The organism is Clostridium sp. LIBA-8841, assembly GCF_057782475.1.
The window spans coordinates 2086248-2099744 of the sequence record NZ_CM173488.1; the positions used below are offsets into that span (position 1 = coordinate 2086248).

Sequence of the window (13497 nt, forward strand, 5' to 3'; positions counted from 1 at the left end):
TGTTTGTTTTATCTACTTGTTCTTAAAGTTAAAGATTCTTTGCTTGAAATTTCTCCATTTGAATATTTAGCCGCAATCTTAAAATTGTAAATTGTATGTCTATTTAATCCTTTAAAAATATAAGAATTTTCATGCGCTTGAATTTCAGAAACTTTCTTTCCATCTTTATATAGTATATATCCTTCTAGACCATTAGTGATTTCAGGCTCATCCCAAGTTACCTCAACTTTGTTTCTTTCAACACTTGTAGCTTCAAAATTTCTAACTGGATTTACTACTATCTCAGTACTTTCATGTTCATCTATAGTAAAATTATCAAGTACTAATATGGAATCACTTAACTTATCAAAAGCTAAATAATGATCATTATATTTTCCAGTTTCAAAAGTATATTCAAAGGTTCCATATTCTCCTTCATACTCCGGAAGAGTAACTCTGAAACCTTCTTCATTTCCTCCCTTATCAGTTTTAAGAACTAAATCATATTTTCCATAAACATCTGGTGAATCAAATTCATTAACAGGGAATTTATAATCAAATTTAACTGTATATTTTCTATTTGGTTTAAAGTTTAATATTCCTGGAGTTGTTCTTAAAACTAATCCTCTTATATGCTCCTGTGATTTTAAACTCCAATTTCCTGAAATAGTATCATTTGTGTATCCTTCATGTAATTCTGAAAGATGCGTTCTAGTTGGTCCATCAAGAGGTTGTACAAATGGTCCCCATCCTTCATCTACGCTTTCAAAATCTTCATAATAATAATGCTCATTTTGCTTTTCTATTTCCTCTGCATTTCTTTTATGATCCACAATCCTAACATTATCAAAATAAACTTTTGCTTCACTATCACCCTTTGCTACTTTTAAATTTATTGTTACTTCACTTAATTCTTCAGGCAAAGTGAAATCCACTTTTATATTTTGGAAATTAGTGTACATTTTATCACTATTTTTAGTGTAGTTCACACCATTAGCTGCATCTATTGTTTTTTCAAACTTCTCCCCAGTTCCAAGTTCTACTTCTAAAGTTACATCTCTTTCTTTTCCAGGTGTTATTTCAGCCAAAACAGAAGCAGTATAATCCTTGCCACCTTCTAATTTTATCTCCTGAGAAATTTTAGCATCTTCTTTTCCATCTACCATTGCATAAGTTTGTCCTGCTGATCTTTCATTTTCTTGGAAGAATCCTATATGGTCTATATTATCTGCTGTTGAAGACACATTCCAATATCCTGATTCATCTCCCTCTCCTTCAATAAAATCTTTACTATCAAATCCAGGATCTCCAATATTACTTGTACTTCCCCACTGAGTATCTCCTAAGGTTTCTTCAACTTTTTCATCATATAAAACATAAGGAGTTTCTGCCTTTAAGTTTAAAACAACTTGTCCATCTACAACTTCTATCTCCTTAACAAATTTTCTTCCTTGATCTGTTGTTTCATAAAGATATACTTTTTCTACATTATTATCTTTCCAAGCTTTAGGTAAATGCCACGTTCTTTCTTCTTCAAAATCATTCCATGCATAAACCTTATCAGGATTTTCTATATCAGTTTCACTATAAGGTATAAATACTCTATCATTTTTAGAAAGTAATTTATCTCCTTTATCCTCTTCTCTATCATCATTTCTATAAGTTGTCCCTGAATAAATTAGGTTTCCATCCTTATACATTTCTGTATCTCCACCTAGAACTTTACCATATTCATTTACATTTAAGGTTCCATCTACAACTTTTACTTCTAAGTCTCCTTCAAATTTAACATTTTCATTGTTGTTCCACTCCACAATAGGGAAATGTTGCATATATTTTGTAGGTAAAGTCCAATTATAGAAGGTTTCAACTGAATAATCTATATTATTTTCTATTGGACAATCTCCTGACCATCCCATAAAGCCTTTATTTTTATTACCCTTTAATAGAATATCATTAGGGAATACATCCTTCATTTCATTTTCTACAAATCTAACTATTTGGCTTCTAGTTCCTCTATATTGCTCTCCTAAATCTACTCCATTTTCTATTTTTCCTTCATTATAAGTTAAATCTGCCCAGTGAGTCCAAATTGCATTTCTTCTCATTGGCCCACTCCATTCAGTAGCTATATACCAATCATTTTCCATCAAAAATTCTTGAAGCTTATATTCATGCCATTGTTTTTTCTCTCTATAAACATCAACATAAACCCAATCTAGTTCGCTTGAAGCCTCTTTAAGTTCTTTAAGTCTTGCTCTTAATCCACTTGGTCCTTTATCTAAGATATCTTTTCTTTTATCTACATACCAAGACTGATCTAGCCAATTCCAACCTGTTCTATAAGGCTGTTCTAAAACATCAAAATTAAAATGCTTAGCTTCAGGATAAATTTCAGTAGTATTTATATGAACTCCAACTAGAGTATTATAGTCCTCTCCAACTTTTTTAGCCATTTCGTTAAATTCTTCTACTCCACCGGCTCTCTCATTAAAGTTATTACCATAATCAGGATGTCCACTATCATGTCCTTCTGATTGATATCCCTTAATTAATAACATTTGTCCAAAACCATCTAAATAATTTGAGTACTTTGCAACTTGGTCTGTTAATCTATCAAAAGTATATTGAGCTTGAGAAGCAAAATTCATGGCAATATGAGATACATTATCTTTAACCACATCATAACCATGAGGTTTGTTCATACGTTCTCTATGAGCAATGGCTGCATCCTGCCAATCAACATCTCCACTATTATTAGCATCATCAGTTATAACTATTCTTGACCATGGAAGTTCCACAATCTCATTTTCAACTTCTCTATAAGTCCAATTAGCATTCCACATTCCTGCTTTTTTTATATCCCCATCCATAACTGTTTGATAATAAAGTTGTCTTTCATAATCTAAAACGTTATTTTCCATGCTAGCTGCTAACTGACCATTTTCCATCATTATCATGGTTTGATTAACTGGTTTTTCATCTAAAGGCTTGTCCTTTAAACTATAAAAATAATCATCAGAACTTAAGACATAAAAAACTCTTGCTGCAGCTATATCTGGACTTTCTTCTTTTTCATTAATAGTAACTAAATTATGATTTGGTATTGAAATATCAAAGACCTTAAAATCACCTTTTTCTAATATATTTTCAAAATTTAAAGTTATAGTATTATTCATTAAAGAAATAGATATTTTCATTTCAACATTTATTTCATCAAAAACTAAAGTGTATAAGTAACCTTCAAACTTATCTCTAATTTCCTTTTTTTCTTTTAATCTAGGTTTATATATTTCTCCATTAATTAAAAATAAATCTTTAGATTTATCTGTTCCTTTAATTACTTTATCTCCCTTTCTATATTCAACTACATTAGGGAATTTAGTATCTAACACTACAGTTAAATCATCCGATTTAATCTCTATGGTATCCTCAATTATTCTTTCCTCACTATTTTCTATAACTTCTTGAATTTCATCAGAATAATAAGTTTGAGAAGCCCCTTCTAACTCCTCATTTAAAATCTCAGTAACATCCCTTACTTCCTGACTTTCAGATATCACACTCTCCTCTTTTTTCTCATTTGCATTTACCATGCTTGGAGAAACCAAAGATATGGCATACATTGATGTAGCTATTGCAGCTACATACTTTAAAGCGTTCTTTTTCATAAAATTATAACGTGTCATTTTAAAGTTACCCCTCCTAAATTACATCTCCATAATAATATATGCTTTACCACTTATTATTATGTTAACTTTTTTTATAGGCTATGTTTTAAACTAGTGTTACTTTTTAGATAGAACTGTAAGACCATCTTTAATGAGCAGTTAGTATTGCATCATATATGTTTAAGAAGCTTTTTCTGTTTGAGCACATCGAGTTTAAAAGCTTTAGCTATTATTCTGGAGTATATGATAGCAATACTTTGCGAATTTAAGTTAGGTCTGAAGAGCTGGCTAAAAATTAACATTTACCTAAAATATAGTCTTTTTATAATAAATTCCTTATTATAATAAAAGAGCATGAAACCTTTGGCTCCATGCTCTTTTTTATATTATTAATTCATTATCTAGCAGTTCTTAATGTTATGCTCTCTTTACTTGAAATCTCTCCATTTGAATACTTAGCAGCAATCTTAAAGTTATAGATTGTGTGTCTATTTAATTTCTTAAAGATATATGAAGTTTCTTCTTTACTTATTTCATCAACCTTTTTGCCATCTTTGTAAAGAATATATCCTTCTAATCCTTCTGTAGTTTCTGGTTCTACCCAAGTTACAGTTACATCTTTTTTATTAACTTCAAATTCCTTAAATTCTCTTACTGGATTAACAATTATTTCTGGTTCAACTGGTACTTCTTTTTGCTTAACATTAATCTCTGCTGCTGATGCATATCCACCAACACCTTCTAAAGCAATAAGTTTTACGTGAGTAGCTTCTACAGCATCAAACTTAACTACCTTAAGCTCCTCATCATTTGCCCACTTTCCAGTGCTAACAGTTGTGAAGTTTTCTCCATCATTACTTACCTGAAGTTCATATTGAGTTATTCTACCATTTCCACCACTTTGTCTTGGAAGATAAGTAAATGTATCTATAACATAACTCTTATCCCCTTCCTTATCTAGATCTAAAGTTACATGATATGGTTTATCTCCTGAACCATCCCAAGGAGTATGCCATATTGTTCCTTCATTTCCATCTAGAGCATATCTAGCTGGTCCTTCTCCACCTGCATCTGACTGCTCTGCATTAGCAACAATGCTCATCTTTTCTTGAGGAATAGCTAATGGATCTACTGGTGGTTTTGGTGGCTCTGGGAATGGATTATCAACTTCTCCATCATACTCATTTATTGTTAAATCATCTAAAACTAAGATTCCATTTCCAACCTTTTCAATAGCTATATAGTAGTCATCTTGACTTCCAGTTTCAAAGGTATATTCAAAAGTTCCTGAGCCTTGTCCTGTTTCTTCATTAATCTCATATCTGTCTAATCTTGCTCTCATAACAGTTTCTTCTTCGCTACCCTTAGCTTTATCAGATTTAACTGCTATATCATAATTACCATATTTATCTCCCTTATAGAAATCACTGTCTGGGAATTTATAATCAAGTTTTATTGAGTATTTCTTATTAGGTTCTAATTTTAATAAACCTGGAACTGTTCTAGCTACTAAACCTGATCCTCCCTCTTGAGTTTTAAATGACCAATCACCATTTATTGTATCGTTAGTATAGCCATTTATATTTCTTTCTGAAAGGTGAGTTTGACATGAACCATTATATCCATAAACAAATGGTCCCCATCCTTCATCTACACTTTCAAAATCTTCATAATAATAGTTCTCATTTTGAGAAGTTTTCTCCTCTTCACTCATCTTATGCTCAACAACCCTTACATTATCAAATCTAACATAAGAATCACTTTCTCCCTCTCCAGCATTTAATGATACTTGAATCTCATTTACTCCCTCTGGTACAGTAAAATCTACCTTAATTCTTTGGAAGTATGTGTTGTGTTTATCACTGTTTACTGTAAAGTTTCTAAAATTAGTTGAAGTTATGCTTTGTTTAAATACCTCATCTCCAACTTTAACTTCTATTTCTGCTTCTCTTTCTTTACCTGGAGTTATTTCAGCCCAAACTGATGCTGAGTAATCTTTTCCTCCTTTAAGAGTTATATTTTGAGTTACTCCACCAGCCTCTTCTCCATCTATTCTTAAATAGGTTTGTCCAGTATTATTAGTAAAGCTTCCATTAGCTTCTGAAACTCCTGTTTCTCTTTCAAAGCTTACATTGCTTCCATCACCTTCACTAGTCTTACTCCACCAACCATAAGAATCATCTTCTCCATCTTTGAAATCATAGCTATCAAATCCCATATCTCCTACAGAACTTGTTTCACTCCACTCAGTTGTTCCTATAGTTTCTTCAACTTTTTCATTATAAATAATATATGGAGTACTTGGATTTAGATTTAAAGTAATTTGTCCATCTACTACTGGAATTTCCTCAACTAATCTTCTTCCTTCTCCTGATGTTTCATAAAGATAAACTTTAGAAGTTCCTTCTTCTTTCCAACTCTTTGGTAAATGCCATGTTCTTTCCTCATCAAAGTCATTCCATGCGTAAACTTTATCAGGATTTTCTATATCAGTTTCACTATAAGGTATGAATACTCTATTATCTTTTGATAATAATTTATCTCCAGCATCCTCAGCTCTGTTGCCTTCTGAACTTCCATTTCTATAAGTTGTTCCAGAGTATATTAAATTACCATCTTTCTCAAGTTTGGTATCTCCCCCTATAACTTTTCCATACTGGTCTTTATTTAGATTCTCAATTGAACTAACTAAATTATTTTCAAATGTAGCCTCAGTATCAGTCCATTTTATAATTGGGAAGTGCTGCATATACTTTGTAGGTAAAGTCCAATTATAGAAAGTCTCTACAGAGTATTCTATATTCTTCTCTCTTGGAGCATCTCCTTCCCATCCCATAAATCCTTTATTCTTATTACCTTTTAATAAAATATCATTAGGGAATACATCTTTCATTTCATTTTCAACAAATCTAACTACTTTACTTCTTGTTCCTCTATACTGTTCTCCCCAGTTAACTCCATTTGATATATTTCCACCATCATAAGTCAAATCAGCCCAGTGAGTCCAAATAGCATTTTTTCTCATAGGACCACTCCACTCTGTAGCAACATACCAGTCATTATCCATTAAGAAGTTTTGAAGCATATACTCGTTCCAAGGATTTGTTCTATAAACGTCCACATAAACCCAATCCAATTCTGATGTAGCCTCTTTCAATTCATCAAGTCTAGCCTTTAATCCAGTTTCTGTTTCATTTAAAACATCTGCTCTTTTATCTACATAATATGATTGATCAAGCCACTTCCATCCTTTTCTATAAGGCTGCTCCAAAAGTTCATCTAAGAAATACTTAGCCTCTGGATATAATTCTGTTGTATTTATATGAACACCAACTAAAGTGTTATATTTTTCTTCTACAACCTTAGCCATTTCATTAAACTCTTCTACTCCACCAGCTCTCTGATTAAAATTGTTTCCATAGTCTGGGTGAGCACTATCATGTCCTTCTGATTGGTATCCCTTAACAAGCATCATTTGACCAAAACCATCTAAATAATTAGAGTACTTAGCAACTTGGTCTGTTAATCTATCAAATGGATATTGAGCTTGTGATGCAAAATTCATGGCAACATGAGAAACATGGTCTTTAACAACATCATCTCCATAAGGTTTAACCATATGCTCTCTATATGCAATAGCACCATCTTGCCAATCTACAACTTCATCATTGTTTTGGTCAGATGAAATTACAACTCTTGACCATGGTAATTCTGTAACACCACTAAATTTTATATTCGTTTCATCTGAATTGCTTAATTGTTCTCTATATATCCATGAACCATTCCAAAGTCCAGCTTCTTTTACACCTTCATTTAAAACAGTTTGGTAATAAACTTGCTTTTCATAATCAATAACATTGTTTTCTAAAGATGCAACTAAGTCTCCATTATTTAAAAATGCCATGGTTTGATTAACTGGACTTTTATCAACTTCTTTTTCTTTTAAATCATAAAAATAGTCATCTGAACTCAATATTCCATGAACTTTAGCTGCTGTAATATCTGAATTTTCTTCCTCTTCATTTATTGTAACCAAATTATGATTAGGAATTTGCATTGTTCCAACTCTAAAGTCACCATTTTCATTTATTTCTTCGAATTGAAGTTTCACTGTATTTTCTACTATTGTAAGTGAAATAATCATTTCAACATTTATATCTTCAAAGTTTAGTCTATATAAATAAGACTCTCCATTTGAATCCTCAGAAACCTTTTCTGATTGAACTGTTGGTTTGAATATCTTTCCATTTATTAAAAACTCATCTCTTGATTTATTAGCTCCCTTAATAACCTTATCTCCCATTCTATATTCAACTATATTAGGAAATTCAGTATCAACAGTTACAGTTAATTCTTCTGAACTTAAAGTATCTGTATTAGTTATTTTTCTAAGTTCTCCTTCTGCTGCTGGAATAATTTCGGGATTTGCAACATCCTTAGCATTAACCTCTAATTCTCTTGTAAGCTGATCAGTTACATCTACTATTTCTCCTTCTACTGTCTTTTCTTCAATAACTGCTTTACCCTCATCAACATCAGCTTTTACAACTTGAGGTGATACTAATGTTAATCCATAAATTGAAGTTAACAAGGCGGCTGTATATTTAGCTGCATTTTTTTTCATAAATTTATATCTAGTCATAATTCTCCCCCTTTTTGACTTTACTTTCTACATAATATGTATACTAAAACTATTTTACAAATATTACCATTTAATAATAAAAAAAGAAGCTTAATTTTAAAATTAAGCCTCTTTTTTTATTATTTATTATATATTATTGTAATATTCTCCACACTGCTTCCAGTTTATAATATCAAAGAAATTATTTACATACTCTGGACGTCTATTTTGATATTTTAAATAATAAGCATGCTCCCATACATCCATTGTTAATATAGGAATTAATCCTAAAGAAATAGGTGAGTCTTGATTCTTAGTTGGCATTATTTTTAATTTGCCATCTTTATCACTAACTAACCATGCATATCCGGAACCAAAAACAGAAATTGCACATTGTGTGAACTCTTCTTTAAACTTTTCGAATGAACCAAAATCTCTATCTATAGCATCAGCAATTTCAGCTACCGGTCTATTACAACCTTTACCTAAGACACTCCAATAGAATTCGTGGTTATATACTCCTCCACCTTGATTTGTTAAATCTGTCAGTATATCTTTAGGCATAGCATCTAGATTACCTAAAATTTCACATAAATCTTTACCATAAAGTTCAGGATGTTTTTCTAATGCTTTGTTTAATTTATCTACATAAGCTTGTTGATGCTTATCATGATGTATTCTTACTGTTTCTTCGTCTATTGATGGCTCTAAAGCATCATATGGATAACCTAACGGTTTTAATTTAAATCCTACTCCTGGAGTTGAAGCTGAGCCACAATAAGCCGGATACATTAATGGATTTTTTCTGTGTTTTAAAAGATTATTATTCATTTTCATTCCTCCTCAATATTCAAACATTTATATTAGTTTTTCTAAATAATAATTTATATATACTAATGTTTAAAATTAATACCCTTTAATACAAATATTTTAAACATATAATATCCAGTATAAAATATAATTGATACTATTGTTAAGGTTAATATAAAATTTAATATAGTCTTACTTTTAATAATATACAAACTATTTATTGTTCCATTAATTACATTACTATTCATAAAAAACAAAGCTAAAATCATATCAATCCATTTTGTTTTATCAAAGCCTAAATTTTCTAAAAATAATACAGAAATTAAATTAATAATTACTATTATAAAAATAGTGGTAATTAGTGTACTTTTAAAAATTCCTTCTTTTAAGATAAAAATTCTATTTTTAGTAAAAATCCAAAATATTTCATTAATTATAAAACCTATAACTAGACTTTCTATTAAGAAAAATATATTTTTTATATATTTTATATATATTAATTTTTTATTTTTACTAAAATAACTCAATCCATCTTTATAGTCTAGTATAATCATAATACAAGACAATATTCCTACTAGATATCTAAAAAAACTCCATTGAAGTGTCCCTGCCATGAATAAAGACAAAACTATGGATGTAAATAACAATTTGTGCTCTATAAATTTTTTTTTAAAAGAAAAGATTAGTTTTCTCATATCTCTCCTCCTTTAAATGACACTTCTTTATCTATCTTTATTCTACCACTTTTCCTTTACAATTAGTACACATTTATCTACCTTTTCCCAAATGAAATAATATTTTCATAAATATATTTATTAAATAAAGTTAAAATTAAATAAATCATAGTATCATTTAAAATTTAACATTTTGTAAATAATAATAAACGTTTTCACAGTAAAAATATAGCTTATTTCGATTTTGACAATAAAATTTTGTCGTTTTATAATTGTATAGTTCATATTTAACAAAAATTTAATAAAGGAGATGATTAGGTGATTAATGCTAATGAAACTTCTAAAAATTCAACCGATCTGGTCTATAAAAACAGATGGTTTATATTAGCAGTATTAGTAATGCAACCATTCATGGCATGTTTAGACAGTAGTATAGTCAATGTAGCTCTTCCAATTCTTCAAAGAGATTTAGGCGCAACTATGGCTGGAACTGAGTGGATTGTAAGTTCATATTTGATAATAATTTCTGCATCTATTTTAATCTTTGGTAGATTAGGAGATATGCATTCAAAAAGTTCAATATTTATAAAAGGAATATTAGTATTTGTTTTAGGATCTTTGCTTTGTGGAATATCTCCATCACTTCCTATTTTAGTAATATCTAGAATTGTGCAAGCTATCGGTGCCGCTATGTTAATGTCATCAAACCAAGGTATTATAACAGACGTTTTCCCTCCTAATGAAAGAGGAAAAGCTTTAGGTATTTCAGGCTCATTTGTTGCTTTAGGATCTATATTAGGACCAGCTTTAGGTGGATTTATAGTAACCTACTTCACTTGGCACTACATTTTCTTAATAAATGTTCCTATTGGTATAATATGTTATATATTTGCTAAAAAATACCTACCAATAAGAGCTTCTAAAGAATCTGAATCAATGGATAAACCAGGAGCAGTAATGTTCTTTATTGCTACAATTCTTATCTTTACTTCAATACTACTTGGTCAATCTTTAGGTTTTAATAGTATGTATGTAATTTTAGGTTTTATAATAGGATGTATTGTTCTTGCATTCTTCTTAATGTTCGAAAACAAAACAAAAAATCCTATGCTTCATTTAAACTTATTCAAAAAATCCATATTTTCTGTAAGCTTAATATGTGCATTTATTTCTTTCACAGCAATAAATACAATAAATGTTATTCAACCATTTTATTTAAATGATATTTTAAGCTATAGTCCTGGAAAGATTTCAGTAATAATGACTGCTTACCCAATTGTATTATTTATTGTAGCACCTCTTAGTGGAACATTATCTGATAAAATAGGTAGTAAAATACTTACTTTAATAGGTTTATTTTTAACTGGTGTTTCTATGATTTTATTATCATCATTAAATAGTAATTCAAAGGAAGCAACAATATTTCTTATGTTAGCTCTATTAGGTTTTTCAAATGGATTATTCCAATCACCAAATACAAGCCTAATAATGTCATCTGTTCCCAAGGATAAACTTGGAATAGCTGGTAGTACTAACGCTTTAATAAGAAATTTAGGACTTGCTTTTGGTGTATCAGCTTCAACTTCTATTTTATACGCTAAAATGAGTCATTTAGCTGGATTTAGAGTTCTAGGTGCAATACCTGGTAAACCAGAAATTTTTATTTCAGGAATGAAGTTCGTATACATATTAGTAGCAATCCTATGTTTTATAGGATTTATAATTTCCTTAATAGAATATATAAAATCTAAATCTAAATAAAACAAACCTGACATGAATATTCATGTCAGGTTTGTTTTGCTATAAATTCTTTTTAATTTCATAATATTCTTCTTTGCTTATTTCACCTTTAGCAAACCTTTGGCTTAATGCCTTTAATGCTTCCTTATTAGGATTATTAAACTCTCTAAAAAGCTTAATTAAGAAATATGCTACAAAGAAAACTATAAGAAACATTACAAGCATCATAACTATAGACCCAAAGCCTCCCATTACTCCTCTACTAAAAAAATAACTACACATTTTCATCACCTCTTTTTAAGAGTAGAATAACTTTGTGAATAAATTATGAATATAAAAATACCTATGATTAAGATAAAAACTTTAATCATAGGTATTTTTATATTAATTATTAACTTCTTGAATACTAATTATTCCTTGAGCATTATCAGATACATCTAATTTTCCTAAATTATTAGGATTACTAAAATAAATCTTTCCACCAATAAATACTATAAGTGCTAATACTATTACCATTAAAATATTTTTGCCTCTAAAACTCTTTTTCATCTATTACACCTTCTTAATAAATAATAATCTAAGTTAAATATGGTAAGAATAATGTTCCTAAACCTAAGAAGAAAAAGAATCCACATACATCAGTTACTGTTGTAACAAAAACTGCTGATGCTAAAGCTGGATCTACTTTTAGTTTCTTTAAAATAACCGGTACTAAATATCCTGCAAAAGTAGCAGCTGTCATATTTAATATCATAGCTAAGCCGATTACTAAACCAATTGCAGGCTTTCCTGACCAGAAAACAGCCACAATAGCAGTTACTAAACCTGTAGCAGCACCAGTTAAAATACCAACACCAATCTCTTTAAAGAAAATTCTCTTTGCATTTTTAAAAGTTAATTCTCCTAAAGCTATACCTCTTACTATGATTGTTAAGGTTTGAGTTCCTCCATTTCCACCCATTCCGGCAACAATAGGCATAAATGTTGCTAAAATTACAACTTTACTAATAGTTCCTTCAAAAAGCCCAACGGTAGCTGAAGCTAAGAAAGCTGTTATTAAGTTTACGAACAACCATGGTAACCTACTTTTCACAGATTCTTTTACAGTACTATCTACTTTTTCTTCTCCGTCTACACCTCCTAAACGGTGTATATCTTCGGTTGTTTCTTCTTTTATGATTTCTATAACATCATCAATAGTTATTATACCTAAAAGCATATCTTTATAATCTACAACTGGTATTGTTAAAAGACCATATTTATCAAATATATTTGCAACCTCTTCTTGATCCATATCAAAAGGAACGCTTATTACATTTTTATTTACAATCTCTGAAATTTTCTCACCAAACTTACTTATAACAAGTTCTCTTAAAGAAACTACACCTTTTAATATTCCTAAATCATCAACTACATATATGTAATAAGCAGACTCAGCCTCTGGAGCGACTAACTGAAGATACTCTAGGGTTTCTTTTATACTCATAGTTTCCTTTATTGAAATATATTCTGTTGCCATAACTCCACCAGCTGTATCTGGTGCATATGTTAATAACTTTTTTAAATCCTTAGCTTCTTGCACTGGCATACTTGAAAGTAATCTGCTGGATTCTTCATCATTTAAGTTTGCCATTAAGTCAGTAAGCTCATCTGAAGATATATTATGTAAAACCTTTTTCTTTTTTTCCTCTGGTAAACTCTTTAAAATATTTACCTTATCATCATCCTTCGCAAAATCTATAATATCTGCGATCATATCTTCTGGAAGTTTTTGTATAAGCTTAATATTCTCTTCATTTTCTTCTAATAAATCTAATATATCAGCTGGATGAATATCATCTAGTGAATTTAATTTGTTATTAGAATATTTAATCAACATATCCTTTAACTTTTCTTCTGTTATTCTTTTATTCATATTTTATCCTCTTTTCTATTATACAAGAGGATTAATTACATTTAATAAATTCTAAGCTAACATATTGTAGTACAAATGGTATAAATG

At 29.8% G+C, this 13497-nt stretch carries 8 protein-coding genes; 1 reads left to right on the forward strand and 7 read right to left on the reverse strand.

Going from position 1 to position 13497, the window contains the following annotated elements:
* Nucleotides 1-8 precede the first annotated feature (8 nt).
* The 4 genes from AC2A4K_RS09150 to AC2A4K_RS09165 form a co-directional block, all read right to left on the reverse strand.
* Nucleotides 9-3668, reverse strand: a complete 3660-nt coding sequence (locus AC2A4K_RS09150) for an endo-alpha-N-acetylgalactosaminidase family protein (RefSeq protein WP_322502180.1) — start codon at nt 3666-3668, stop codon at nt 9-11.
* A gap of 379 nt (nt 3669-4047) precedes the next feature.
* Entirely contained in the window at nt 4048-8292 is a 4245-nt protein-coding gene (locus AC2A4K_RS09155) for an endo-alpha-N-acetylgalactosaminidase family protein (protein ID WP_322502181.1), read from the reverse strand.
* Between the two features lie 126 nt (nt 8293-8418).
* Nucleotides 8419-9102 carry a superoxide dismutase gene (locus AC2A4K_RS09160; RefSeq protein ID WP_322502182.1) on the reverse strand — a complete coding sequence of 228 codons (684 nt, stop codon included), beginning with the start codon at nt 9100-9102 and terminating at the stop codon, nt 8419-8421.
* Between the two features lie 62 nt (nt 9103-9164).
* Nucleotides 9165-9776 carry a hypothetical protein gene (locus tag AC2A4K_RS09165; protein ID WP_322502183.1) on the reverse strand — a complete coding sequence of 204 codons (612 nt, stop codon included), beginning with the start codon at nt 9774-9776 and terminating at the stop codon, nt 9165-9167.
* Between the two features lie 297 nt (nt 9777-10073).
* Between AC2A4K_RS09165 and AC2A4K_RS09170 the strand changes: the two genes are divergently transcribed.
* Nucleotides 10074-11516 (forward strand): MFS transporter, encoded by a 1443-nt coding sequence (locus AC2A4K_RS09170; RefSeq protein WP_322502184.1) that lies wholly within the window; start codon nt 10074-10076, stop codon nt 11514-11516.
* Between the two features lie 39 nt (nt 11517-11555).
* On the opposite strand, the gene AC2A4K_RS09175 is transcribed toward AC2A4K_RS09170, so the two are convergent.
* The 3 genes from AC2A4K_RS09175 to mgtE all read right to left on the reverse strand — a co-directional run bounded on the left by AC2A4K_RS09175 (nt 11556) and on the right by mgtE (nt 13410).
* The gene (locus tag AC2A4K_RS09175; RefSeq protein ID WP_322502185.1) at nt 11556-11777 is read right to left on the reverse strand and encodes an SHOCT domain-containing protein; all 222 of its coding nucleotides are present in this window, start codon (nt 11775-11777) and stop codon (nt 11556-11558) included.
* Between the two features lie 102 nt (nt 11778-11879).
* Complete coding sequence (locus tag AC2A4K_RS09180) at nt 11880-12044, reverse strand: hypothetical protein (protein WP_322502186.1); 165 nt, start codon at nt 12042-12044, stop codon at nt 11880-11882.
* A gap of 28 nt (nt 12045-12072) precedes the next feature.
* On the reverse strand, nt 12073-13410 hold the full coding sequence (mgtE, locus tag AC2A4K_RS09185) for a magnesium transporter (protein ID WP_322502187.1): 1338 nt from the start codon (nt 13408-13410) through the stop codon (nt 12073-12075).
* Nucleotides 13411-13497: the final 87 nt, after the last annotated feature.